This window comes from Paracoccus sp. (in: a-proteobacteria) (genome assembly GCF_030538695.1).
Lineage (GTDB): Bacteria > Pseudomonadota > Alphaproteobacteria > Rhodobacterales > Rhodobacteraceae > Paracoccus.
Genome location: NZ_JAUNTN010000020.1, coordinates 34,780 through 58,768 on the forward strand (window position 1 = coordinate 34,780; position 23,989 = coordinate 58,768).

The following is a 23,989-nucleotide window of genomic DNA, read 5'->3' on the forward strand; positions in this document are numbered from 1 at the left end:
TAGGACCATGCTGCTAACCCATGTGCAAATCATGGTGGAATCGCAGATGACAGACCGACCAATTATCGACGAAGAGCGCAACGTCCCCGAACTGGATTTTTTCATCTCGCGCACCGATCCGCGCGGAGTGATCCAGGCGGGCAACAAGCTGTTCTTTGATGTCGCCGCCTATCGCCCCGCCGAACTGATCGGCGCACCGCATAAGATGGTGCGCCATCCCGATACGCCCCGAGCCGTATTTCGTATCCTCTGGGACCGGCTGACACAGGGCCTGCCGGTTGGTGCCTATGTCAAGAACCGCGCCAGCGATGGCCGTTATTATTGGGTCTTTGCGCTGGTGGCCCCGGTTCCGGGCGGCTATGTCTCGGTGCGGCTGAAGCCGGGGGCCGAGACCTTTGCGCAGGCCCGCCAGCTTTATACCACCATTCGCAAAGCCGAGCTGGAAGGGATGCCGGTTGATGAATCCGTGGCGCTGCTGGTCTCCCATCTGGGTGAGGCGGGCTTTGCCGATTACGAGGCATTCATGCGTCATGCACAAATGCTGGAGCTGCTGCGCCGCCCCGATGCGCGGTTCAACAGCCATTGCAGCGCGTTGGACAAGCTGAACCAGTTGCGCAGTCTGCTGTCCAACCTGCTGGACAATCAACAGGGCCTGCTTGGCGCCTTTGGGTCTTTGCGCAACCTGCCGACAAATATGCGCATCACCGCCGCCCGACTGGAACCCGGCGGCGGGCCAGTCAGCGTCATTGCCGATATTTATCAACAAATTGGGCGCGACACGACCACGATTCTGCGGCGCATGACAGCACAGGGGAACCGCTCGCAGCAGATGCTGGAACGGGTCACGGCAGCGATGTTCGACGCCGGCAGCGCCGCGACGCAACAGATGGCCTCAATGCAGTTCCTGCGCAGCGACGACATACCCGGCGTGGATAATGCGCAAGAGCGGGTAATCCTTGAAACCATGTGCCGCAACTCGGCCGAAAAATCTGCCGAGGGGCTAAGCTGGGTGTTGACCAGCGCCGGGCAGTTACGCTCCGAGATGCAGGCGCTGCTGGCGCTCAGCACCAGTCTGGACCAGATCCGCGTGCTGGGTGAGGTCGAGACCGGGCGGATGCGTGACGAAAACGACGGCCTGGCAGCCATCATGGGGCAATTGACGCAGTTTCACGAACAGTTCCGCGAGAATCTGGAAAGGATACTGGTGCTTATCAGTCAGACACAGGCCCACGCTCGGCTTGCGGCCGCGTAAATCGTCTACACAACTGTCACCTTTCCGGGCTATCCAACCGAAAAGACGGAGGCACGCATGACCAACGACCCTAAAGACTGGTTCGAAGACGAACTGCAAGACACGCTGGACGAAGACATCGAGATCGAGCTTGAAGATGCGGTTCTCAGCCGCGAAATCAAAAAGATCTATAAGGAAACCCATCCCGAAACGATTGAGCGCAAGACCTATTTTCAGGAACTTTTGCGCCTGCAATCCGAGTTGATCAAACTTCAGGACTGGGTGGCCCATACCGGCGAAAAGGTCGTGGTGCTGTTCGAGGGGCGCGATTCGGCAGGCAAGGGCGGCGCGATCAAGCGCATCACCCAACGTCTGAACCCGCGTGTCTGCCGTGTGGTCGCCCTGCCCGCGCCATCAGACCGCGAAAAGACGCAATGGTATTTCCAGCGTTATGTCCCGCACTTGCCTGCTGGCGGCGAAATCGTGCTGTTCGACCGCAGCTGGTATAACCGCGCCGGGGTCGAACGGGTCATGGGCTTTGCCGACGAAGATCAGGTCGAACAGTTCTTTCAGGACGTGCCAGAGTTTGAACGGATGCTGGTCCGCTCAGGCATCCGGCTGGTGAAATACTGGTTCTCGATCACCGACGAAGAACAGCAGATGCGCTTTCTCGTCCGCATCCATGATCCGCTGAAGCAATGGAAACTGTCGCCCATGGACCTGCAAAGCCGGGTGCGGTGGGAGGCCTATACCAAGGCCAAGGAAGATATGTTCGAACGCACCAATATTCCCGAAGCACCGTGGTATATCGTGCCGGGCAATGACAAGAAACGGGCGCGGCTGAACTGTATTTCGCACCTGCTTTCCCTGATCCCCTATACCGAAGTCGATCACGAGGAAGTCAACCTGCCCGATCGCGTATTCAACCCCGATTACGAACGCGATGTGTTGCCGCGCGACCTGTATGTGCCGCAAAAATACTGACAACATGAGAACCATGGCGCAGGGTTTCTTGCGCCATGCCACCCCTCGATGCAGCATCGCGCCATGACCATGCTGAATTATGAAATCTGGGACGTGTTCACCCACCGCCCCTTCAGCGGCAATCCTCTGGCCATCGTTCAGGACGCGGGCGGACTGAATAAGGCGCAGATGCAAACGATCGCGCGCGAATTCAATCTGTCCGAAACGATCTTCGTCATGCCGCCGCGCGATCCATCACACACGGTTCAGGTGCGGATTTTCTTCCCAACCGCTGAAATCCCCTTTGCCGGCCATCCAACCATCGGTTGCGCCCTGTCTCTGGCGGCGGGGCGCGACGCTGACCTGGTGCTGGAGGAACAGGCCGGTCTGGTCCCGGTCAGCATCCGCAATGGAGAGGCTGAGTTCACCGCCCCGCAACTGCCGGTGCTGCACGCGCCGCCCCCGGACGCCGCGCTGATCGCGCAGGCGCTGGATTTATCCGCCGCCGACCTTGGCTTTTCCACGCATCATCCGGCGGTCTGGCAAGGTGGCCCCGCGTTTTTGTTCCTGCCTCTGGCCAGCCTTGACGCGCTGGCCCGCGCCCGCCCGATCGAACCGTTCTGGTCCCGGCTGATGCAGGCCGCGCAGGTGGACTGCGCCTATCTTTATACGCCCCATGGCGACGGCTATCGCGCCCGGATGTTCTCGCCCACCGCGGGCATCCCCGAAGACCCGGCCACGGGCTCGGCCTCGGCGATCCTCGCGGCACAATTTCTGGCGGCGGGTGATCTGCACGAGGGTGAGGCAGATTTTCACCTGACCCAAGGCATCGAAATGGGCCGCCCCTCGCAAATCGGCATGACCGCACGGGTCAGCGCAGGTCAATTGACCGAAATCCGCATCAAAGGCCGCGCCGTGCCAATCGCGCAGGGCCGCATCCGCATCCCGGGGGGGTAAATGACCAAAGCCTATTGGATCGGCCATGTCACCGTCAGCGATCCCGACGCCTATCAGGACTACCGCCGCGCAAATGCCGCCGCTTTTGCGAAATACGGCGGGCGGTTTCTTGTCCGTGGCGGGGCGCAAGAGGTGGTCGAGGGGGAACTGCGTCCGCGCAGCGTGGTGATCGAGTTTCCCGACCTTGCCGCCGCCCGTGCCTGCTATTTCAGCCCCGAATATCAGGCCGCGCTGGCTATCCGCGCACCTGTATCATTCGCAGATATGTGCATCATCGAGGGTTGGGCTGACGAAGCCACTTGATTCTCTTGCTGTTCTTGCGGATTAGGCTAAGATGATGGTCATGTTCCGCAATCTGCTGTCCCGTCTTTTCGCCCCGGATGCGCAATCCGCCCCGTTGCGTGGGGAGGATGCCGAGTTGGCAATTGCTGCGCTGCTGGTTCGGGTGGCCCGCGCCGATGACAATTACCGCGACGTGGAACGCCGCCACATCGACGCGGTTCTGGCGCGCCGCCGTGGCCTGTCCACAACCGAGGCCGCTGAACGCCGCGAAACCGCCGAAATGGTCGAGGCCGAAGCACCCGATACCGTGCGCTTCACCCGCTCGATCAAAGATCGCATCGCGCTGGAGGACCGACAAGGCGTTATCGCCGCCATGTGGGAAATCGCCTATGCCGACGGTCGCCGTGCGCCGGATGAGGAATCCATGATCCGGCTGGTTGCTGGCCTCTTGGGTGTCAGCGACCGGGACTCGGCCCTGGCACGTCAGCAGGTGATCGATTCGCTTGGTCTGACGGAACGATAGGCAGCCCCGATTTCCCCTGTTTTTGCGCCATGACCCGTTGCAATTTCCGCAGCGATAGCGCCTGATACAACCCATGATGACGATGAACGACACCACCGACAGCCCAGCCCCGACAACCGCCCCGGCGGTTATTGAGTTGCGCGATTTGCACAAATCCTATGGCCCGCTAGAGGTTCTCAAGGGCGTGTCGTTGCGGGCGCCGCGTGGTCATGTCATCAGCCTGATCGGCAGCTCCGGGTCAGGAAAGTCAACCCTGCTGCGCTGCTGCAACCTGCTGGAACACAGCCAGCAGGGCAAGATTTTGTTCGAGGGCGAGGCCGTGCGCTGGAAAGGCCAGGGTGCCGCCCGCATCCCCGCCGACCGCCAGCAGGTCACGCGCATCCGCACCAACCTGTCGATGGTGTTTCAGCAATTCAACCTTTGGGCGCATATGACCATCCTGCAAAATGTGATGGAAGCCCCGGTAACGGTGCTGGGTCAGCCCCCCGCAGAGGTCGAGACCCGCGCGCGCGCCCTGCTGGCCAAGGTCGGCATTGGCGACAAGGCCGACGCATGGCCGGCGCAGCTTTCCGGCGGCCAGCAACAACGTGCCGCCATCGCCCGCGCCCTGTGTATGGAACCACGGGCGCTCTTGTTTGATGAACCAACCAGCGCGCTGGACCCCGAGCTTCAGCAGGAGGTCGTCAAGGTCATCAAGGATCTGGCCGCCGAACACCGCACAATGATTCTGGTGACGCATGACATGCGGCTGGCGGCCGATGTCAGCGATCACGTCGTTTTTCTGCATCAGGGCCGCATCGAAGAAGAAGGCCCGCCCGAGCAGATCTTCCGCGCCCCGCGAACCGAGCGGCTGCGCCAATTTCTCAGCGCCAGCATGGCGTGACACCAACAGGAGAGAACCATGAAAAAACTGCTTCTTGCCACCGCTGCCCTTGCACTGGGCGCTGTTGCCGCCACCGCTGCACCTGTCCGCATGGGGACCGAAGGCGCCTACCCTCCGTATAATTTCATCAATGATGCAGGTCAGGTGGACGGGTTCGAGATCGAGCTTGGCAATGAACTGTGCAAACGCGCCGCGCTGGAATGTGTCTGGGTCAAGAACGACTGGGACAGCATCATTCCGAACCTCGTGTCGGGCAATTACGACACCATCATGGCAGGCATGAATATCTCGCCCGAGCGCGAAGAAGTCATTGCCTTTTCCGAGGCTTATACCCCACCCCCGCCCTCGGCCTATGCCGCGCTGACCGCAGATGCCAATATCGACGGCATTGTGGCCGCGCAGGTGAACACCATTCAGGCCAGCTATGTCGCTGAAACCGGCGCCACCATGCTGGAGTTCGCCACCGGCGAGGAATCCATCGCCGCCGTTCGGAATGGCGAGGCTGACGCGGTTTTCGCGGATAAGGACTTCCTTGCGCCCTTCGTCAATGAAGCCAGCGAACCGCTGGTTTGGGTCGAGGGCAAAGATACCGTTGTGGTCGGCAAAGGTATCGCCGTCGGGATGCGCAAATCCGACACCGATCTGAAAGCCAAGTTCGACACCGCCATTGCCGAAATGAAGGCTGATGGCAGCCTGAACGCACTGATTACCAAATGGTTCGGTGAAGACGCGAAAACCTTTGAATAAGCCCTTGGGCTGAACCCGCCGCCCTGTCCGGGGCGGCGTCTGCGGGGATAAATGTTCTCATCTTGCGCCGATCCGAAAGCCCTCGAAGGGCTGCAATGGCTGATGTGTTACCTCACATCAGGCAAGCATCTGCTGTTTTACGCCAGCTTTGGCACCGTCTTGTTGCTGCTGGCCATCACCGCGCCGCTGGCATTACTGTTCGGCTTTGGCGGGGCTTTGGCACGACGCTCACGCATCGCGCCGCTGCGCTGGTTCGGGGCGGTCTATACTTCGATGGTGCGTGGTATCCCCGACATCATCTTTTTCCTGTTTGTCCCGATCGCCATGGATCAGGGGCTTGAATATCTGCGCAACCGGGTGAAATGCCCCGATCACGGCCCGGTCTGGCAGGGCAGCGAGTTCAGCGTTTGCGCGGCGGCAAAACTGCCGCTCAGCTCGGCCCCGGAATGGGTGCATCAGAGCTATAACTTCACCCTTGCGGTGGTGGCTTTTGCCATTGTTTTCGGGGCCTTCGCCGCAAATGTTCTGTATGGCGCGATGAATACCGTCCCGCGTGCGCAGTTAGAGACCGCCGAGGCTTATGGCATGTCTCCGCGTCAGGTCACGCGCCGGGTGCTGATCCCGCAGATGTGGTCCTATGCCCTGCCCGGCCTGTCGAATCTGTGGATGATTCTGGTCAAGGCCACGCCGCTGTTGTTCCTGTTGGGGATCGAGGACATCGTTTACTGGGCGCGTGACCTTGGCGGCGCGAAAACCAGCATGTTCGCCTATCCGCACCCGGACTGGCGACTGTGGTATTTCCTTGCGATTCTGGTGTTTTACCTTGGCATGACATGGGCCTCAGAACGATTGATCGCGCGCCTGTCCCGCCGCCTCTCCGTTGGTCAGGCAACCTTGGCCGGTGAAGCAATGCGAAAGGTTCCGGCATGAACGAATGTCTGCAAACCATCGCGGATTACGGGCTGCGCTCGATTGGCTATGGTGAAAGGCTGCTGCCGCGCACCGGGTTCGACTTGTGCCAACAGGTGACGCTGATCGGTTCGGGCCTGATCTGGAACATCTATTTCGCCGCTGTGGCGCTGTTCGTTGGTTTCTTTATCGCCAATGCGCTGGCCATGGCCAAGCTGTCGGGCAGCCCATGGCTGCGCAAGCCTGCGGAATGGTTTATTTTCCTGTTCCGGGGCAGCCCGCTGTTCATCCAGTTTTTCATTGCCTATCAGATATTTGTGCTGCTCCCCCGCGAGGGGGTCACGCTGTTGGGCGTGGATGTTCAGGTCTCGTGGCTGTCGCGGGCATGGGCCGGGGCGCTGATCGTGCTGATCCTGAACACGGCCGCCTATTCCGCCGAGATCTTCCACGGCGCCCTGCGCAACCTGCCAAAAGGCGAGATGGAGGCCGCCGATGCCTATGGTCTGACCGGCTGGCGCAGGTTCCGCCGGGTGATGTGGCCAACCGCCATGCGGCTGGCATGGCCGTCCTATACGAATGAGGCGATTTTCCTGTTTCACGCCACCACGCTGGTGTTTTTCAGCGCCTTCCCCGCGTTCCAGCAACAAGGCGATGCGCTGTATTATGCCAAGTATTTCACCGAAAAGACCTTCAACCCATTTGTGGCCTATCCGATTGTCGCGGCTTACTTTATTCTGGTGACATTGCTGCTGATCGGGTTGTTCGGGCTGGTGAACCGGCGCTTGAACCGCCATCTTCCGGGCCGACCTGAAAAGCTGCGCTATCGTCCGCAGGTGATCCGATGACTGCCCTTGACTGGTTCCGCACCCGCCCTGAAATCCGCGCTGTCCGCGTCGCTGCCGCCGATCTGAACGGCGTGGCGCGGGGCAAACGGGTGCCGCTGCGCTTTGCTGAAAAGCTGCTGACCGAGGGGACGCGCTTTCCCTATTCCGTCCTGAACCTCGATATTTGGGGCGAGGATGTCGAGGACAGCCCGCTGGTCTTTGAATCCGGCGACCCCGACGGGCTGCTGTTACCGACCGAGCGGGGCTTTCTGCCGATGCCCTGGCTGGATGCGCCCACGGCAATGCTGCCCCTATGGATGTTCCACCCCGACGGCCGCCCCTATGACGGCGACCCCCGGCAGGCGCTGGCCCGCGTTGTGGACCGTTACAAGGCGCGCGGCCTGACCCCGGTGGTGGCGACCGAGCTGGAGTTCTACCTGATCGACGACAGCGGCAAGACCCTGCGTGTGCCGCCATCGCCGCGCTCGGGCAAGCGCCGCACCGGGGGCGAGGTGCTGTCGCTGCGGGCGCTGGATGCATTCGACACCTATTTCTCGCGCCTCTATGACGCCTGCGAGGAGATGGACATTCCCGCCGATACCGCCATTTCCGAGGCCGGGCCGGGCCAGTTCGAGATCAACCTGATGCACCAGCCCGACGCGCTGAAAGCTGCGGATGATGCGTGGTTTTTCAAGATGCTGGTCAAGGGTGTGGCGCGGCAATATGGCTTTGCCGCCAGCTTCATGGCCAAGCCCTATGAGATCTGGTCGGGCAACGGGATGCACATGCATTTCTCGGTGCTGGATCAGGACGGGCGCAATATCTTTGACGATGGCAGCGACCGCGGCTCGGATGCGCTGCGTCACGCGGTTGCGGGCTGTCTGGCGGCCATGCCCGGCTCGACCCTGCTGTTTGCCCCGCATGAGAACAGCTATGACCGGCTGGTGCCGAATGCCCATGCCCCCACCGGCATCGGCTGGGCCTATGAGAACCGGACGGCGGCCATCCGCATCCCGGCTTCTGGTCCCAAGGCGCGGCGGATCGAGCATCGGGTCGCAGGCGGTGATGTGAACCCCTATCTGACCATCGCCGCCGTCCTTGGCGCGGCGCTGAACGGGATTGAGGACGCCGCCCCCTGCCCGCCGCATTTCAGCGGCAACGCCTATGACAAGAACCTTGCGCAACTGCCTGGCACATGGGCCGACGCCATCGAGGCTTTTGCGCAATGCCCTGAAATCAAGCGCATCTTCCCGGCGCATCTGATCGAGAACTTCCTGATGACCAAGCGACAGGAACTGCATTACATGGCCGAGCTGTCCGATCAGGAAACCGTCGAGCTGTATCTGGATACGGTCTGATCCGTGATGCACAGCCAATGGCGGCCCGATCTGTTCACCCCCGCCGACTGGCAAGGGGCCTGGCGGGCGGTTCCGGCATTGGTGCTGCCGCTTGGCTATGGGCTGATGACCGGGCAATTACTGCCGGCGATGGTCGTGACAGGGGCCGCCTTCTCGGTCGGGTTCGGCAGCTTTCGTGCATCGGGCAGGATGCGCTGGCAGATCATGGCAGCGGTGACATCAGGGCTGATGCTGGCCGCCTTTGCCGGCAGCCTGCTGGGACATTCTCTGGCGCTGACGGTGCTGGCTGCGGCGGCTTTGGCGGCGCTCTGCGGAGCTTTGTCGCTTTATCATCAGAATTGGTGGTGGTCGGTTTTGCAACTGGTCATCGCCTTTGTGTTGGCCAGCTATTACCCGAATGATCTGGCAGGCGCGGCGGAACGCGCCGGGCTGGTCGCCATAGGCGGGCTGGCGCAGATCGTGCTGGTCGGGCTGGGCCTGTGGCTCTGCCCCGACCACAACCCACCTGTCGCAGCCGCCCCGATGCCGGTGCCTGACCGTTGGCTGACCGCCAGCTATGCCGCACGCTCAGCAATGGCGGTTGCGCTGGCCATGTTCATCGCGCGGGCCAGCGGCTTGCAGCATGATTACTGGGCGCCGATGACCGCCATGCTGATCCTGAAACCGGGCCTGCTGGCAACCCGGACCCGAGGACTGGCGCGGCTGACCGGCACGCTGGCCGGGTCGCTGGCTGCGACTGTCTTTGCCCTGCTCAGCGCCCTGTCCGGGCCTGCGATGCTGACAGCCATCGCGGGGGCGGCCTATGGGGCCTATACGTTCCGCGCCGCACATTATGCGGTTTTGTCGTTCTTCATCACCGCAACCGTGGTTCTGATGCTGGATCTGGTGCATGGTCACGCGCTCGCCAATGCGGGGCAGCGGGTGGTGGCGACGCTGCTGGGTGGCGGCATCGCACTGCTGTCGGCGCTGGCCCTGCCGCGCGCGGCACGGCCCTGATCCCTTGCCCGCCGGACCCCTTGCCCGCCGCCCGGCCTGCCGTCATAGTGTTTTCGTCAACATAAAGCACACGGCCCCTCCCTCATGCCCGGACACTCCCGCCCCGCCATGCCCGCGACCGTCTGGATGCTGGGTTTTGTCAGCCTGCTGATGGATGTTTCATCCGAGATGGTGCAGACCCTGCTGCCGCTTTATCTGGCGGGCGGGCTGGGGATTTCGGTGCTGGCCATCGGCTTTATCGAAGGGCTGTCGGTGGCGATTGCGACGGCGACCAAGTTCCTTTCCGGGCTGATCGCGGATCGCAGCGGCCGGGCCAAGCCGCTGGCAGTGCTTGGTTATGGGCTTGGGGCGCTGTCGCGGCTGATCTTTCCGCTGGCCGTCAGTCTGGATCAGATCGTGCTGGCCAAGGCGATGGACCGGGTTGGCAAGGGCATCCGAGGCACGCCGCGCGATGCGATGGTGGCAGGCGCGACCCCGCCCGAGATCCGGGGCGCGGCTTTTGGCCTGCGTAAATCGCTGGATACTGTGGGCGGCTTTGCCGGGCCGGTTCTGGCGGTTCTGGCGATGCTGGCCTTTGCCGGGAACTATCAGGCGGTGTTCTGGCTGGCGGCAATTCCCGCCGCGCTGGCGATGGCGGTGCTGATCTTTGGCGTGCAGGAACCCAAGGCCACCCCCGCCGCCAAACCATCCAATTTCCGCCTGATCCATGCCCTGCGTCTGAATCCTGCGGTGTGGGGGGTGATTGGCATTGCCTCACTCATCATGCTGGCGCGGTTCAGCGAGGCGTTCCTGCTGCTGAAATCGCTGGAGGCCGGTTTCCTGCCGGTATGGGTGCCACTGGCCATGGTGATCATGCACGCGGCCTATGGGCTGTCCGCCTATCCGGTGGGGCGGCTGTCGGACCGGATTGGCAGCCATGGGCTGCTGATGGCCGGGCTTGGCTTTTTGCTGGCGGCGCATCTGGTGCTGGCCTCGGCCACGACCGTGGCGGGGTTTTTGTGCGGCACCGTGCTGTGGGGGCTGCATATGGGCTTTTCGCAAGGGCTGCTGGGGGCGTTGATCGCCAAAGCCACGCCACCAGACCTGAAAGGCAGCGCCTTTGGCACCTTTAACCTTGTGACCGGGCTGGTGGTGCTGGTCGGCAATACGGCGGCGGGCTGGTTGTGGGTCAGCCATGGGTCGGCCGCCCCCTTCCTGATGGGGGCAGCACTGACGGTGCTGGCGCTGATCCTTTTGTCCCTGACCCATCAGCGCAGCACAAAGCCCGCAGATAATAGTTGACAAACTTTGTTGGTTATCTCATCCCTTGACCGCCACGGCGCTTGCCGCCTGCTTTTTTACTCATCCTCGGAAGGGATCTTCCATGACCAGACATAACCGCCCCCTGCTTGGCCTGCTGCTGGCGACCAGCACCGCACTGACCAGCCTTGCCCTGCCCGCAGCGGCCGATGCCGTCTTTGACCAGCCCGCCACCTTTACCGGGCAGGTGCAGCTTTCCGGCGCAGATCGCAGCCCGGCTTATCCAGGCAAGCCCGTTGAAATCCGGGGCAGTCGCTTTCAGCCGGGGCAAGAGGTCCGCCTCAGCCGTGGTGCCGACCTGCTGACCGAGGCGCTGACCGCCGATGCAGAGGGTAATTTCACCGCCAGCTTTGACCTGCCCGCCGATGCGGTGGTTGGGCAGCACCCGATCGTCGTGCAGACTGAAAGCCCCGACAGCGCCGAAATCATTACGCTGAAAGTCTCGCCAGAAATCCCGTTCTCGGGCGAGGATCAGTTCGACATCGCCAAGGTCGCCCCCGGCAAGGGCTTGTATCAGATCGCCTTCAGCCCCAAAAGCAACGCCTATTTCGTAACCGGCGCTGTCGGTCGTCCGCCGATCAAGGAATCCGAGTTGCTAAAGCTGGACGCCGCCACGCTGGACACGCTGGCCAAGGTAACGCCCGCCGCCGCACCCGCGCAGGGCGACCGGGACAGCGGGCTGTTCGCCGTTTATGGCGTCGCTGTGGACGACACAAATGGCACGGTTTGGGTCACAAATACCCGTCAGAACACCGTTGCCATCTATGCCCAGTCCGACCTGAGCCTGATTAAGCAGTTCGAGCCGGGCCTGACCGACCACCCGCGCGATGTCGTGGTGGATGCCGAACGCGGTCGCGCCTATGTTTCGGCCGCCTCGCAGGGGATCGTGGTGTTTGACACCGCCACGCAAGAGCTGGTCGAGGTTATCGAAATCCCATCCGGCCAGCGGCGCGAGACCTTTACCGCCATGAGCCTTGCCTTTGATCCGCAGGCAAATCTGCTTTACACGCCGTCGCTGACCACGCCCGAGGTGGCACGGATCAATCTGACGGACAAGACGGTTCAGGTCTTTCCGCTGTCTGACGCGAATCAGGCCACCGGCATCGACATCGACCCGGCCAGTGGACGAATGTTTGTCGCGGCACAAGGCACCGACAACCTGATCGCGCTGGACGCCGAAGGGGCTGAGCAATTCAACGTAAAGGTTGGCGCAGGTGCGTTGAACGTCGCTTATGACGCCAGCCACAACCGGGTCTATGTGACCAGCCGCGGATCGGATTCGCTGGCAGCGGTCAATGCCGATACCGGCGAGATCATCGCCAACCTGAACCTTGGTTCCTTCCCGAACTTTGTCGATGTGACCACCGATGGCACCATTATCGCGGTGAACAAAGCCCGCGGGGCCGAGGACGGCACCGGCGATCAGGTCTGGCGCCTGACACCGAAGCAATAAAACCAGCCCCCGCCAGTCCGTTCTGGCGGGGGTTACGCCTTGGGCGAACCGTTTTCATAGCGCCGCAAACGCTCGGCAAGGGTGCCGCTGTGCAGCTCGAACAGGTGGTTGTCGTAATCATAAAAGTAGATTGAGCGCCCCTCGCCTTCAACGCGGGGGCGGCCCTCTCTGATCTCAAGCCCAAGCGAGCGGATCAGTCGCAACCTGCTGTCATATTCGTCATCAGGGATTTTGAAAGCAATGTGGTCATAGCTTTGGTCCTGCCGCGCCCGCCCCTGCATAATCGCAACCCAGACGCCGCCAATATCGAAAAAGCGTTCTTTCGACAGCGAAAACATCTGATCGTCGCTGTCATAAAGCCTTTTGGCATCCAGAACCTTGACCAGTAGTGCCTCGGTCCAGTCAAGGTCGCTGACAATAAATGTCATATGGCTAAGACCTTCAATCATTCGCAATCTTTCCGGTTGTTCAGCCGATTTCCCCATCCACCAGCACCACCAGCCGCCCTTGCGAACAGCGTTCCACCCGCGCCCGCACGCCGTAAGCCTGCGCCAGCAATTCAGGCGTCAGCACCTGATCGGGGGGGCCGTCTGCAATACAGCCGCCCTGATGCAGCATCACGATGCGGTCAGCCCATTGCGCGGCCATGCCAAGATCATGCAGCACCGCCAGCACCATGCGGCCTTCGCCGGCAAGGTTGCGCACCTCGGACAGCAGCCGGTGCTGCCGTGCAAGATCCAGTGCCGAAGTCGGTTCGTCCAGCAGCAAAATACGCGGATCACGAACGATCGCCTGCGCAAGACTGACCATCTGACGCTGACCGCCCGACAGCCGGTCCAGCGTCTGCATCGCCAGATTGCCAATACCCAGCCGGTCCAGAACCGCCATGGCGCGCTCATCGGCATCACGGGGCGCAAGGCCATCCGCACCCGCCGCCCGCAGCGCCGCAATGACGCCTTCCAGCACCACCAGCGAGGCCCCGGAAGGCAAGCTCTGCGGCATCATCCCGATCAGCGCAGCACGTTGCCGCAAGGGCATATCGGCCAGCGACAGACCATCCCATGCGATCTGGCCCGCATAGGGCAACAGCCCCGCAATCGCCCGCAGCGCGGTGGATTTCCCCGCCGCATTGGGACCGGCCAGAACCGTCAGCTCTCCGGCCCGCAGCGGCGGCAGGGACAGACCCGCAATGACCTCGCGCTTGCCCAGCCGCACGCGCAGGTCGGTGATCTGCAACTGTCCGCTCATGCCGACCGCCCTTTGCGCAGGATCAGCGCGAAAAACACCGGCAGGCCGATCAGCGACGTGACCAGCCCCACCGGCAGCAGCACCCCCGGCACCAGAGTCTTGGAAAAAGTCGAGGCCAGCGACAGCATCGACGCCCCGCACAATAGACTGGCTGGCAGGAAAAAGCGGTGGTCCTCGCCCACCAGGCGGCGGGCGATATGCGGCGCGGCCAGACCGACGAAACCGACCACCCCGACCATCGCCACCGCGCTGGCCGCCAGCAGGCTGACCCGCACCAGCGCCGCGCGGCGCAGCCGGACCACATCCACGCCAAAGCTGCGGGCCTGATCCTCACCCATGCGCAGCGCCGTCAACTGCCAGGCCGCCCGCAGCGCCAACGGTGTGGTCAGCGCCAGCACCACCGCCACCAGCGCCACCCCCTGCCAACGCGACGCGGCAAGGCTGCCCATGGTCCAGAACACCAACTGTTGCAGCGCATCGGCCGAGGACAGGAATTGCACCAGCGCCAGACAAGCGGCGGCGGTAAAGTTCAGCGCGATCCCGAACAGGATCAGTGTTTCCGCCCCGCCACCACGCAGCCGCGACAACAGTTGCAACAGCGCCAGACACAGCGCCGCAAACAGGAACGCATTGGCCGAAACCGACCACAGCGGCGGCAGAAACGGCAGGCTGATCCCCAGCGAAATCGCCAGCGCCGCGCCAAGCGCTGCGGATGAAGACACCCCCAGCGTGAACGGTTCGGCCAGCGGGTTTTCCAGCACGGTCTGCATCTCGGCCCCGGCAAGCGCCAGCGCCGCGCCCACGACCAGCGCCATCGCGGCCACCGGCAGCCGCACCTGCCAGACGATCAGGCTGGCAGTCTGGCCGACGCTCTCATCCCCGGTCAGCGCCCGCAGCGTCTGATCCAGCGGCAGGCCCGAAGGCCCGGTCACAAGATCCAGCACCAAGGCCGTGACAGTCAGCACCGCCAACAGCAGCACAATGACCGCCCGCCGCCGGTTCGCGGCGCGGTATTGGCTCAGCGCCCCGGTCATGTGCCGTCACCAACCCACCATGTCCCCGGCACCTGCACCGGCGAAAACCGGGTTCCGATCTCGGCCAGCGTGGCGGCAGGGTCCACATCCGCAAACAGATCAGGATGCAGCATCTTGGCCAGATATTCGATCATCACGATATGGCTGGGGGAATCGTTGAACATATGCCAGATCCCCGCTGCCTGGCCTTCGCGCACCGCCCGCAGCCCGGAAAACCCCGGCGCTCCGGTCAGCGCGGCAAAGCTGGCGGCGGCGGTTTCAGGCGCGACATCCGGGCCAAGCACCAGCCCGCCCCGCGCCGCCATATGCGTGCCGCCGGTGGCGACATAAAAATCGGGATCGGCGGCCAGCAGATATTCCATGCTGACCGTGCCAAGTACGCTTTTCACCGTCTCCGCCGTGATATTGCGCCCGCCTGCCGTGGTGACGAAATCGTTGAACACGCCCTCACCCACGGTCGAGCAGCAATTCACCGGCGCGGCATGGACATGGACGAACACACCGGGACGGGCAATGGCCGGATCGGCCAGCCGCTCGGTGATACGGTTCAGATGTTCGGTATAAAAATCCGCGAATTGCCCGGCGCGCGCCTCGGCCCCGGTCAGGGCGCCAAGAATATGCAGGCTGGGCAGCGTGTTTTCCTGCGGATGCGCAAAGAAATCGACATAGACCACGGCAATTCCGGCCTGCGCGAACACATCCAGCGCAGCGGTAATCGCCGGGTCGTTCTGGTCCATGAGCGACAGCACCAGCAGATCGGGTTGCAGCCCCAGAATAGCCTCGACCGACAGCGCCCGGTTGCCCGCCCCGACCGGCACGATGCGGTCAATCGCAGGGAACTTCTGGCGGTAAGCCTGCAAGGTCGGCGGGTCCAGCGGCTTGTCCAGACGCCAGCCGACCACCCGCGACACCGGATCATCCAGCATCAGCCCCAAAACCGACAGATGCCGCGCCTCGCCCAAAACGATACGCTGCGCGGGTTCCGGCAAGGTCACGCCTCGCCCCAGAATATCGGTGACGGTGACGGGCTGCGCCGATAGCGGCGCGCCCAGCAGCACCAGAAACAGCACCACCAGACTGGATCGGATCATCGTGAAGGTCTTGCGCATCACCGCTTTTCCTGCTGGCCAAGAACGAGGTGATAAGCCATATTCCGAGAAAACTTGTCAACCTACAATACAGATGCAGGCCCCGCCCAATGACCGGAAAAGTCGGCCCCGACCACGCCCGCAAACCCGCTGAACTGCTGATCCTTCAGGCTGACCTGCCAAGCCATCATTTCGACGTGCTGCACAGCCCCGAAGGTCCGGGCCACCGCCTGTATCGCGCCATCCCGCGCGGAACGCCGCCTGCGGACGGATGGCCGGTGCTGTATCTGCTGGATGGCAACGCCGCTTTTGACTTTCTGACCGCTGACATGCTGGCCGAGGCCCCCGGCCTTGTGGTGATCGGCGTCGGCTATGACACCGAACGCCAATTCGCACGAGAACGCCGCACGCTGGACTTTACGCCTCCCGAAAGCCCCGGTGCGGGGCCTTCGCCCGATCATGTCCACGAAGGCCGTATGGCTGGCGGGGCCGAGGATTTCCACGCCCGGCTGACCGGCCCGCTGCGCACGCTGGCCGAAACCGGCCTGAACATCGACCCCCACCGCCGCACATTATGGGGCCATTCTTTTGGCGGACTGTTCACCCTGTTCGCCCTGCTGGGCCAACCGCATGGCTTTGCCCGCTATGCCGCCATCAGCCCTTCGATCTGGTGGGACGAGGCCCGCATCCGCCGCATTGCCCGCAACTGCACCGCCATGGACAACCCGCCGCCGCTGCTGGTCGCGCTTGGCGACCGCGAAAAGCGATCCGGCAGCGATGGCCCGCCCCCCAATGGCCCAGCCCCGGCAACGATGCAATTCATGGCCGATCTGAAAGCCCATCCCGGCATCGACACGACCCCGCATGTGCTGCCCGGCCTGATCCATATTCAGACCATCGCTGGCTCTCTGCCCCTGACGCTGGCTTTTGCGTCCTAGGTTTCATGCCTCCGGCGGGGATATTTAGGGACAAAAGATACCCCTTCTTCTTCACTTAAATATCCCCGCCGGAGGCATCTGCCCGTGCCATTGATTCTGCCAGCAGAGGGGCGATCAGCGTCACCGCCTCGGGCGAGATCATCTGCGCGTGCAGGAAAGGCACTTCGGCCAGGGTGATGTCCCCCGCATAGGGGTGCCACATCTCGCCGCGCAGATCGCGCCCGGCGTGATCCAGACCGGCCCGGATATGCAAGACCGGCCCCGCATAGGGTCGGTGCCTGTGGCGACGCACCAGCCGGTTGCTGTCGGTGACAATGCGGATCACCGCATCCAGAACCGGGCCGGGCAGGCTGCCCAAAGCGGTGCCGCTGCGTTTCAGAAAATCCACCACCCGCGCCGGGGTGTTCAGATCCTGATGCGCGTCCGGGTCATGCCCGGCAATCGCCAGAAGAGCCCGCAGCGCCGCCGCCGGGTCAGGGTCGGGTTCGTCCCGCCAGCAATCCGCCGGGTAGGAATCCAACATCGCCACCATACCGACCGCACGGCCTTTTGCCGTCAACTCGACCGCCACTGCCTGCGCCAGAATCCCACCAACCGACCATCCCGCCAGATGCACCGGTCCCTGCGGGACCAGCGCCATGATCCGCGCCGCATAATCCGCCGCCAGCGCATCCAGACTGACAGGCAGCGCCGTTTCCGTATCCAGCGCCGGATGCTGCAACGCCCATATCCGCCGCGCCGGCGCCAGTTCCGAGGCCAGCCGCCGATAGCCCCAGCCAAGCCCGCCCGCAGGATGCAGGATGAACAGCGGCGTGGCCTGCGGGTTGCCTTCGGCCAGCAGCAGCGTGGGTTTCAGCCCGGCGTCCAGATCGAAGCCTTCGTCCAGCGCCGCGGCCAGCAGCACCAGCACCGGATGTTCAAAGATTACCCCGAGGCCGGGGCTGCGGCCGGTTTCCTGTTCGATGCGCAAGACAAGCTGAACCGCCGACAGGGAATCGCCGCCAAGCGCAAAGAAATCCGCCTCGGCCGATGGCGGCGCAGGCAGGTGCAGGATTTCCGCAAACAACCCGGCCAGCATCACCTCGGTCGGGGTCTGCGCCGCACGGCCTGCGGATTGAAAGGTGGGCGCTGGCAGCGCCTTGCGGTCCAGCTTGCCATTCGCGGTCAGGGGCAGCGCCTCCAGCGCGACCTGCGCGGCGGGGATCATATAGGCGGGCAGGCTTTGCCCCAGATGCGTCACCAGCCGGTCGGGCGCATAGTCATCGGCGGGGACAAGATAGGCAACCAGATGCTTCGTCCCCGCGCGGTCCTCACGCGCGATGACCACGGTTTCGCGGGCCATGCCGCTGGCCATGATGGCGGCCTCGATCTCGCCCAGTTCGATGCGCAGGCCCCGCAGCTTGACCTGATGATCCGAGCGGCCAAGATAGACCACCGCCCCATCAGGACGCAGACGCGCCAGATCGCCGGTCGCGTAAAGCCGCCCGGCGGGGGTGTCGATGAACCGTTCCGCCGTCAGCTCCGGCTGGCCCAGATAGCCCCGCGCAAGCTGCACCCCGCCAAGGTAAAGATGCCCTGCCAGCCCCGCAGGCACCGGGCGCATCCGGTCGTCCAGCACATGCAGCGTGGTGTTCCAGACCGGCCAGCCGATCGGCAGCGGGTCGGATGTATCATCAGGCGTGGCGGGCCAATAGCTGACATCCACCGCCGCCTCGGTCGGGCCATAAAGGTTGTGCAATTCCGCCCGCAGCCGCGCATGAAAGCGGCGGCGCTGGTCAGCGGTCAGTTCCTCGCCCGAGCAGAACACCCGGCGCAGGCTGATGCCCTCAGACGCGGGCGCAGCAAGAAAGGCCGACAGCATCGACGGCACGAAATGCGCCGTCGTGATCTCCGCCTGCCGGATCAGTGCAGCCAGCGCGGCAGGGTCACGATGCGCACCGGGGGCGGCCAGAACCAGCTCGGCCCCGCAGATCATCGGCAGGAAGAACTCCCACACCGACACATCGAATGTCGCCGGGGTTTTCTGCAAGATCCGGTCCGAGCCGTCAAAGCCGTAATGGTCGCGCATCCACAGCAGCCGGTTCACGATGGCACGATGCTCGATCACCACGCCCTTCGGCTCGCCCGTGGAACCCGAGGTGAAGATGACATAAGCCATGTTGTCGGGGGCCATGTTATCCGGGGCAGGCAGCGGCAGGTCGCCACCCCCGCCCGTGGGCCAGTCGTCCGTCAGCAGCAGCGGCACGCCTTCGGGCATCAACCCGGCCAGATCGGCGCTGGTCAGCACCACAACCGGCGCGGCGCGGTTCAGAATCGAGGCGATCCGCGCGGGCGGGTGATCGGGGTCCAGCGGCAGATAAGCGGCCCCGGCCCGCAGCACCGCCAGCAACGCCACCGGCAATTCAATGGAACGGTTCAGCGCCACCGCGACGATGGTTTCCGGGCCTGCCCCCATCTGGCGCAGCCGGACGGCCAGCGCGGCGCTGGCACGGTCCAGCCCCGCATAATCCAGCCGCTGATCGCCAAAGCGCAGCGCGGGCGCATCGGGGTTGGCCTGCATCTGCGCCGCAATCAGCGCGGACAGGGTGGTGTCGGGCAGCGCGTGGCGGGTATCGGGAAGGGCCGCTGCGGCCTCGACCGGGGTGGCGGTCGGCACGGTGGCCAGCGTTTCCGCCACCAGCGCCGCATCAAGGAAAACCGCCAGCCGCGTGGCATGACCCGCCAGCATCTCGGCATCATAAAGCGCCGGGTTGCCGTCTACCTCGAACAACAGACCGGATTGCAGATCTCCCCGGAAGGTCAGCGTCAGATCATCGACGGCACCCGCGCCAAGGATATGCAGACGACAGTCCAACCCCTCAAATTGCGGTGCCTTGTCAAAAGGCTGCACATTGACCAGCGGGCCATAAAGGCGCTTTGCCCCGCCAAGCAGACCAAGGTCGCGGCGCAGATGTTCGCTGCGGTAAAGCCCATGGCGGCGATGGGCCGCCATCTGCGCAGCAGCCCCGGCCAGCCAATCGGCCAGAGCTGCGTCCTCGTCCAGCGTCAGCCGCAGCGGCAGGACATTCATCACCATGGCCGGGCTACGGGCGGCAGGGCTGCCGAACCGCGCCATGAAAGGCACCCCAATGACGGTCTCACCATCGGTCCAGCGGGCCAGATAGGCCCCGGCCAGCGCCGTCAGCAAATCCGGCCAGCCGATCCGCAAATCCCGGCTGCGCTGGTCCAGCGCCGTGCAAAACGCGGGGTCCAGCCAAAGGCTATGGCGCAGGAACCGCGCCCCTGACACCGCCCGCCCCGGCGCAGGGCCGCTGACTTCGGGCAAGTTCGCCATGGCCTGCTGCCAATAGCTGCGGTCGGCCTGTTCACGGTCCGAGCCGCGATAATCCGCATCCGCCGCCAAGGCCCGCGCATAGGGGGCCAGCGGGATGCCCTTGCCGGAATAGACCTCGGCAATGCGGTTCGTGACCAGCACCATGCCATAGCCATCAATGGCCAGATGGTGAATCCGCTCATAGAGAAAATGCCGGTCGGGCGTCAGGCGATAGATGGTAAACCGCGCCGGGGCCTCGGCCGACAGGTTCAGCGGGCGGTTCTGGTCGGCCTGCATCTGGCGCAGCGCCTCGGCCTGCGGATCGGTGGCGGCCGTCAGATCGACCAGCCCGGGCGGCGCGGGCGGGCTGTCCAGCCATTGCAACGGCTGGCCTTGGGCTTGGGCAAAGCGCAGCCGCAGCGCATCGGATTCCGCCACCACCTGCGCGATGGCATCCATCAGGCGCGGCAGGTCCAGCGGGCCGGTCAGTTCCAGATATTGTCCGGTATTCAGGATCGGATTCGCCGGGTCCAACGCCTGAAAATACCACAGGCCCTCCTGCGCCGCCGTCAGCGGCCAGCCCGCCACCGAATCAGGCCCACCAGAATCAGGCATCGCCGGATTGTTCCAGCACCGACCACCAGCCGGCCAGCGTGCTTTGTTCAGCAAACAGCGCGAAATCAGCACTCATCCCGGCGGCTTCCCATTCCATCAGCACTTGCATGACCCGCATGGAATCCAGCCCAAGATCATACAGGTTGTCATCATCCCCGATGTCCGCAGGGTCCAGATGGATCAGCCGGGCAATATCGGCGCGGATACGGTCGCGGTCTAGCTTCATGTGTTCTGATCCTGTTGCAAAAAATTCTGACGCAGCGCGGCCCGCAGCGCCTTGCGGCTGACCTTACCCACGGCTGTCACCTCGAAGCCGGGGGTAAAGACCACCTGATCGGGAACCTTGAAATCGGCAATGCCACGGCTGCGGATAAAGGCCTTGATCTGCGGCGCTTTCGGCGGGGTTTCCAGCCCGTCGCGCAGGATCACAAAAGCGCAGCTCCGCTCTCCCAGATAAGGGTCGGGAATCGAGACCACCGCCGCATCGAACACATCGGGATGCGCCAGCAGGTGATCCTCGATCTCCTCGGCGGAAATCTTTTCGCCCGCGCGGTTGATATGGTCGCCCGCCCGGCCCTGCACCACCAGATAGCCGCCCGGCAGCCGCTTCACGATGTCGCCGGTGCGGTAAAACCCGTCCGGGGTAAAGCTGCGCTGATTGGCGGCAGGTTCGGCGTAATAGGCGCGGATCGTATAAGGGCCGCGTGTCAGCAGGTGGCCGGGCTGACCATCCTCCACCGGATTGCCGTCATCATCCAGCACCAGCACCTCATCATCAGGGCTGATCGGGCGGCCCTGCGTGCCGGTGATCAGATCTTCCGGGTCGTCCAGCCGGGTATAATTGACCAGCCCCTCGGCCATGCCGAACACCTGCTGAAGCTGGCAGCCAAGCGCCGGACGCACCCGCGCGGCGGCCTCGGGAATGAACTTGGCCCCGCCGACCTGCAAGACCTGCAAGGACGTCAGATCATGGCCCCCGCGTTCTGCCGCCTGCATCCACATTAGTGCCAGCGGCGGCACAACCCCGGTGATCGTCACCTTTTCGCGGGCGATCAGCGCAAGAGCAATATCCGGGCGCGGGTTCGGACACAGCACCACCCGCGCCCCGGCCCAAAGCGTGCCAAACACACCGGGCGAGCTCATCGGGAAATTATGCGCCACCGGCAGCGCCGCCATATAGACCGAATCCGGCGTCAGCCCGCAGATCGGGGCCGAGGCCGAAAAGCTGTAGATATAGTCATCATGCGTGCGCGGGATCAGCTTGGACAGGCCGGTGCTGCCCCCGGAAATCTGCAAAAACGCCACCGCGCCGGGATCGGGCTGCGGCAGGTTTTCCGGGGCCGTCAGCCCGACCCCCAAACTGTCAAAGCCGATGAAATCGCCCGCCTGACCCGAGACGAACACATGCATCAGCCCCGGCGCATCCGCCTGCACACGCCCTGCCAGCGCAGCGAAATCATAGCCCTCGAAGCGGTCCACCGTCACCAGCCCGCGTGCGCCCGAGCGGGTTGCGAAATGCACCAGTTCGGTTTCCCGATGTGCGGGCAGCGCGAAAACCGGGATCAGCCCGGCCAGAAACAACCCGAACACCGCCGGAAAAAACGCCGCGACATTGGGCATTTGCACCACCACGCGATCGCCCGGCACCAGCCCCTGCGCCAGAAAGCCCCGCGCCACCTGCTCCGAACGCGCCAGCAGATCCGCATAGGTGATGCGCTGCTCACCATCCACCACCGCCAGATTATGCGGCCAGTTCCGGGCTGAACGGCGCAGCACATCGCCCATGCTCAACCCGCGCCAATAGCCCTTTTCGCGGTATCGCGCGGCAAACGCATCAGGCCAGAGCTGAACCGGCAGATCGCCAGCAGCGGGGGAAGAAAGGGGATCAGTCATTGCAATCTCGGGCCGGATAAAGGGATGGCCCCTGCCCGGAGCCGTCCTGCTGCGCTACACATAGAAAGAAAAATTGTCAACTTTCCTTGGTGCGCTTTAAACGGGTGTCTCAAGGCACAAGACCGCCCGCAGCGGCGGATCGCTGCCACCCGCCAGCAGCGCGGCCAGCGTGGCCGGGTCCAGCGCCAGACCAGACCCAAACCCCGGCGCGGCAAGGGCGGGAACATCGCAATGGTTTGCGGTCAGCAACAGCCGGTTCAGCCGCGCGGCCGCACTGGCGTCGCGGACCGTCACCGCAGGATGCACCATCCGCGCCCACATCGCCATTTGCAGCACTTGATTCAGCAGGCCCGGACGACCCGAAAACGGCGGCAAGCGTTCCAACCACGCAAAGCACCGGGGGCCTTGCGCCAAAGCCGACAGCATAGGGGAAAATAACCTCGGGTCAGCAGCAACCGGGCCGATACGGCTGTTCAGGGCGAAATGCTGCGGCAGGCAGGTTGGCACACCGGGCAGCAAGGCCCATTCCTGCTGCCGCAGCACATCCAGATGCGCATGATCCCCAAGCGGCTGCGCGGGATGGCTGAACAGATCATAGCGCAGCGCCTGATTGCGGGCGATGTCCTTCAGCACCTCGCGCGCGGGATCAGGGGCTTGCGCGATGATGTGGGCGCAGGCCCCCGGCAAAGATGCGGCGTCGATATTCTCGACCGGGGTGGCGCTGCCGATCCAGTGCACCCCCATGGTTCGGAACAGATCGAACACCTGATTGCAGGGCAAGGCCGCGAAATCCGCCGACAGATATTCATGCGCGACATAGCCCTTGGGCGCCTGCAACAGCGAATCCAGCGTCGCCCCGGCATGAGGGTGCATCTGAAAGAACCCTGCCCCCGCGTCACGCATCGCCACCAGCGCAGCCAGCCCCTCGGCCACCGGATCAGGGCGATGGGCCAGACTGCGGAACAGCGCGTGAAACGCAGCAAAGGCAGCCCCACCCGGCGCACTCATATATTGCACCGCTGCCAGCCCGCCGGGGGCCAGATGACGGGCAATGAAATCGGCAATCGCCGTCCGCGTGGCCGGTGCCACCCATGACAGGACCCCATGGCAGGTGATATAATCGAAGCTCTCATCCACAGAAAAATCCGCAATATCAGCGTGATAAAAGCGGACATTCGACAACCCCGCCTTCGCAGCCCGATCCTGCGCCGCTGCGATATGCCCGGCGTCCAGATCAATGCCAACCACCTGCATATCCGGGTTCGCCGCCGCCAGCAGCGTGGCCCCAAAGCCGGAACCACAGCCAATCTCGCAATATCGCCGCGCAGCCGGGGCAACACGGCCCAAAGCCTCGGATACCGCACCCATCCACAAGGGCGATTGTTCGGGGTGAAAATGTGGCGGGTAAGACAGGCTCATCGGTGCCTCCCTGACA

Annotated in this window: 22 protein-coding genes; 14 read left to right on the plus strand and 8 right to left on the minus strand. The window is 63.7% G+C overall.

Features of this window, described 5'->3' with window-relative positions; all coding sequences use genetic code 11:
• Positions 1 to 7 precede the first annotated feature (7 nt).
• The 13 genes from Q4G24_RS12155 to Q4G24_RS12215 all read left to right on the plus strand — a co-directional run bounded on the left by Q4G24_RS12155 (position 8) and on the right by Q4G24_RS12215 (position 12,425).
• A complete protein-coding gene (locus tag Q4G24_RS12155) occupies positions 8 to 1,252 on the plus strand; it encodes a PAS domain-containing protein (RefSeq protein WP_303366803.1) in 1,245 nt (414 codons plus the stop codon).
• Between the two features lie 57 nt (positions 1,253 to 1,309).
• Positions 1,310 to 2,215: a polyphosphate kinase 2 gene (gene ppk2 / locus Q4G24_RS12160; RefSeq protein ID WP_303366804.1), complete on the plus strand. Its 906-nt coding sequence runs from the start codon at positions 1,310 to 1,312 to the stop codon at positions 2,213 to 2,215.
• A gap of 63 nt (positions 2,216 to 2,278) precedes the next feature.
• On the plus strand, positions 2,279 to 3,151 hold the full coding sequence (locus tag Q4G24_RS12165; RefSeq protein WP_303366805.1) for a PhzF family phenazine biosynthesis protein: 873 nt from the start codon (positions 2,279 to 2,281) through the stop codon (positions 3,149 to 3,151).
• A complete protein-coding gene (locus Q4G24_RS12170; protein WP_303366806.1) occupies positions 3,152 to 3,454 on the plus strand; it encodes a DUF1330 domain-containing protein in 303 nt (100 codons plus the stop codon).
• 40 nt (positions 3,455 to 3,494) lie between these two features.
• Positions 3,495 to 3,956 carry a TerB family tellurite resistance protein gene (locus tag Q4G24_RS12175; RefSeq protein ID WP_303366807.1) on the plus strand — a complete coding sequence of 154 codons (462 nt, stop codon included), beginning with the start codon at positions 3,495 to 3,497 and terminating at the stop codon, positions 3,954 to 3,956.
• An 82-nt stretch (positions 3,957 to 4,038) separates the two neighbouring features.
• Entirely contained in the window at positions 4,039 to 4,839 is an 801-nt protein-coding gene (locus Q4G24_RS12180) for an ABC transporter ATP-binding protein (RefSeq protein ID WP_303366836.1), read from the plus strand.
• 18 nt (positions 4,840 to 4,857) lie between these two features.
• Complete coding sequence (locus Q4G24_RS12185) at positions 4,858 to 5,586, plus strand: transporter substrate-binding domain-containing protein (RefSeq protein WP_303366808.1); 729 nt, start codon at positions 4,858 to 4,860, stop codon at positions 5,584 to 5,586.
• Between the two features lie 51 nt (positions 5,587 to 5,637).
• A complete protein-coding gene (locus Q4G24_RS12190) occupies positions 5,638 to 6,516 on the plus strand; it encodes an ABC transporter permease (protein WP_303366809.1) in 879 nt (292 codons plus the stop codon).
• Positions 6,513 to 7,340 carry an ABC transporter permease gene (locus Q4G24_RS12195; RefSeq protein ID WP_303366810.1) on the plus strand — a complete coding sequence of 276 codons (828 nt, stop codon included), beginning with the start codon at positions 6,513 to 6,515 and terminating at the stop codon, positions 7,338 to 7,340. Before Q4G24_RS12190 ends, Q4G24_RS12195 begins: the two co-directional genes overlap by 4 nt.
• A complete protein-coding gene (locus Q4G24_RS12200) occupies positions 7,337 to 8,677 on the plus strand; it encodes a glutamine synthetase family protein (RefSeq protein ID WP_303366811.1) in 1,341 nt (446 codons plus the stop codon). Before Q4G24_RS12195 ends, Q4G24_RS12200 begins: the two co-directional genes overlap by 4 nt.
• A 6-nt stretch (positions 8,678 to 8,683) precedes the next feature.
• On the plus strand, positions 8,684 to 9,673 hold the full coding sequence (locus tag Q4G24_RS12205; protein WP_303366837.1) for an FUSC family protein: 990 nt from the start codon (positions 8,684 to 8,686) through the stop codon (positions 9,671 to 9,673).
• Between the two features lie 84 nt (positions 9,674 to 9,757).
• Entirely contained in the window at positions 9,758 to 10,954 is a 1,197-nt protein-coding gene (locus Q4G24_RS12210; protein ID WP_303366812.1) for an MFS transporter, read from the plus strand.
• Between the two features lie 82 nt (positions 10,955 to 11,036).
• Positions 11,037 to 12,425: a hypothetical protein gene (locus tag Q4G24_RS12215; protein ID WP_303366813.1), complete on the plus strand. Its 1,389-nt coding sequence runs from the start codon at positions 11,037 to 11,039 to the stop codon at positions 12,423 to 12,425.
• A gap of 32 nt (positions 12,426 to 12,457) precedes the next feature.
• On the opposite strand, the gene fosX is transcribed toward Q4G24_RS12215, so the two are convergent.
• The 4 genes from fosX to Q4G24_RS12235 are packed head-to-tail and all read right to left on the minus strand — an operon-like array spanning position 12,458 to position 15,816.
• On the minus strand, positions 12,458 to 12,874 hold the full coding sequence (fosX, locus tag Q4G24_RS12220) for a FosX/FosE/FosI family fosfomycin resistance hydrolase (protein WP_303366814.1): 417 nt from the start codon (positions 12,872 to 12,874) through the stop codon (positions 12,458 to 12,460).
• Positions 12,875 to 12,893: 19 nt separating this feature from the next.
• Positions 12,894 to 13,673, minus strand: a complete 780-nt coding sequence (locus Q4G24_RS12225) for an ABC transporter ATP-binding protein (RefSeq protein WP_303366815.1) — start codon at positions 13,671 to 13,673, stop codon at positions 12,894 to 12,896.
• On the minus strand, positions 13,670 to 14,707 hold the full coding sequence (locus Q4G24_RS12230; RefSeq protein WP_303366816.1) for an iron ABC transporter permease: 1,038 nt from the start codon (positions 14,705 to 14,707) through the stop codon (positions 13,670 to 13,672). The genes Q4G24_RS12225 and Q4G24_RS12230 overlap by 4 nt, the downstream gene beginning before the upstream one ends.
• Complete coding sequence (locus Q4G24_RS12235) at positions 14,704 to 15,816, minus strand: ABC transporter substrate-binding protein (RefSeq protein ID WP_303366817.1); 1,113 nt, start codon at positions 15,814 to 15,816, stop codon at positions 14,704 to 14,706. The genes Q4G24_RS12230 and Q4G24_RS12235 overlap by 4 nt, the downstream gene beginning before the upstream one ends.
• A gap of 89 nt (positions 15,817 to 15,905) precedes the next feature.
• On the opposite strand from Q4G24_RS12235, the gene Q4G24_RS12240 reads away from it, so the two are divergent.
• On the plus strand, positions 15,906 to 16,733 hold the full coding sequence (locus tag Q4G24_RS12240; protein ID WP_303366818.1) for an alpha/beta hydrolase: 828 nt from the start codon (positions 15,906 to 15,908) through the stop codon (positions 16,731 to 16,733).
• Positions 16,734 to 16,788: 55 nt separating this feature from the next.
• Here Q4G24_RS12240 and Q4G24_RS12245 read toward each other — a convergent pair whose 3' ends face one another.
• The 4 genes from Q4G24_RS12245 to Q4G24_RS12260 form a co-directional block, all read right to left on the minus strand.
• Entirely contained in the window at positions 16,789 to 20,661 is a 3,873-nt protein-coding gene (locus Q4G24_RS12245; protein ID WP_303366819.1) for an amino acid adenylation domain-containing protein, read from the minus strand.
• On the minus strand, positions 20,654 to 20,887 hold the full coding sequence (locus tag Q4G24_RS12250) for a phosphopantetheine-binding protein (RefSeq protein ID WP_303366820.1): 234 nt from the start codon (positions 20,885 to 20,887) through the stop codon (positions 20,654 to 20,656). Before Q4G24_RS12250 ends, Q4G24_RS12245 begins: the two co-directional genes overlap by 8 nt.
• Positions 20,884 to 22,554, minus strand: coding sequence for a (2,3-dihydroxybenzoyl)adenylate synthase (locus Q4G24_RS12255; RefSeq protein ID WP_303366821.1), 1,671 nt, complete (start codon positions 22,552 to 22,554; stop codon positions 20,884 to 20,886). Before Q4G24_RS12255 ends, Q4G24_RS12250 begins: the two co-directional genes overlap by 4 nt.
• A gap of 96 nt (positions 22,555 to 22,650) precedes the next feature.
• The gene (locus Q4G24_RS12260; RefSeq protein WP_303366822.1) at positions 22,651 to 23,973 is read right to left on the minus strand and encodes a class I SAM-dependent methyltransferase; all 1,323 of its coding nucleotides are present in this window, start codon (positions 23,971 to 23,973) and stop codon (positions 22,651 to 22,653) included.
• Positions 23,974 to 23,989 lie beyond the last annotated feature (16 nt).

Bases quoted from the DNA above. Each gene is read 5' to 3' on its own strand.
- Q4G24_RS12155 (WP_303366803.1), top strand. From the start codon at position 8: ATGCTGCTAACCCATGTGCAAATCATGGTGGAATCGCAGATGACAGAC.
- ppk2 (WP_303366804.1), top strand. From the start codon at position 1,310: ATGACCAACGACCCTAAAGACTGGTTCGAAGACGAACTGCAAGACACG.
- Q4G24_RS12165 (WP_303366805.1), top strand. From the start codon at position 2,279: ATGACCATGCTGAATTATGAAATCTGGGACGTGTTCACCCACCGCCCC.
- Q4G24_RS12170 (WP_303366806.1), top strand. From the start codon at position 3,152: ATGACCAAAGCCTATTGGATCGGCCATGTCACCGTCAGCGATCCCGAC.
- Q4G24_RS12175 (WP_303366807.1), top strand. From the start codon at position 3,495: ATGTTCCGCAATCTGCTGTCCCGTCTTTTCGCCCCGGATGCGCAATCC.
- Q4G24_RS12180 (WP_303366836.1), top strand. From the start codon at position 4,039: ATGAACGACACCACCGACAGCCCAGCCCCGACAACCGCCCCGGCGGTT.
- Q4G24_RS12185 (WP_303366808.1), top strand. From the start codon at position 4,858: ATGAAAAAACTGCTTCTTGCCACCGCTGCCCTTGCACTGGGCGCTGTT.
- Q4G24_RS12190 (WP_303366809.1), top strand. From the start codon at position 5,638: ATGTTCTCATCTTGCGCCGATCCGAAAGCCCTCGAAGGGCTGCAATGG.
- Q4G24_RS12195 (WP_303366810.1), top strand. From the start codon at position 6,513: ATGAACGAATGTCTGCAAACCATCGCGGATTACGGGCTGCGCTCGATT.
- Q4G24_RS12200 (WP_303366811.1), top strand. From the start codon at position 7,337: ATGACTGCCCTTGACTGGTTCCGCACCCGCCCTGAAATCCGCGCTGTC.
- Q4G24_RS12205 (WP_303366837.1), top strand. From the start codon at position 8,684: ATGCACAGCCAATGGCGGCCCGATCTGTTCACCCCCGCCGACTGGCAA.
- Q4G24_RS12210 (WP_303366812.1), top strand. From the start codon at position 9,758: ATGCCCGGACACTCCCGCCCCGCCATGCCCGCGACCGTCTGGATGCTG.
- Q4G24_RS12215 (WP_303366813.1), top strand. From the start codon at position 11,037: ATGACCAGACATAACCGCCCCCTGCTTGGCCTGCTGCTGGCGACCAGC.
- fosX (WP_303366814.1), bottom strand. From the start codon at position 12,874: ATGATTGAAGGTCTTAGCCATATGACATTTATTGTCAGCGACCTTGAC.
- Q4G24_RS12225 (WP_303366815.1), bottom strand. From the start codon at position 13,673: ATGAGCGGACAGTTGCAGATCACCGACCTGCGCGTGCGGCTGGGCAAG.
- Q4G24_RS12230 (WP_303366816.1), bottom strand. From the start codon at position 14,707: ATGACCGGGGCGCTGAGCCAATACCGCGCCGCGAACCGGCGGCGGGCG.
- Q4G24_RS12235 (WP_303366817.1), bottom strand. From the start codon at position 15,816: ATGCGCAAGACCTTCACGATGATCCGATCCAGTCTGGTGGTGCTGTTT.
- Q4G24_RS12240 (WP_303366818.1), top strand. From the start codon at position 15,906: ATGACCGGAAAAGTCGGCCCCGACCACGCCCGCAAACCCGCTGAACTG.
- Q4G24_RS12245 (WP_303366819.1), bottom strand. From the start codon at position 20,661: ATGCCTGATTCTGGTGGGCCTGATTCGGTGGCGGGCTGGCCGCTGACG.
- Q4G24_RS12250 (WP_303366820.1), bottom strand. From the start codon at position 20,887: ATGAAGCTAGACCGCGACCGTATCCGCGCCGATATTGCCCGGCTGATC.
- Q4G24_RS12255 (WP_303366821.1), bottom strand. From the start codon at position 22,554: ATGACTGATCCCCTTTCTTCCCCCGCTGCTGGCGATCTGCCGGTTCAG.
- Q4G24_RS12260 (WP_303366822.1), bottom strand. From the start codon at position 23,973: ATGAGCCTGTCTTACCCGCCACATTTTCACCCCGAACAATCGCCCTTG.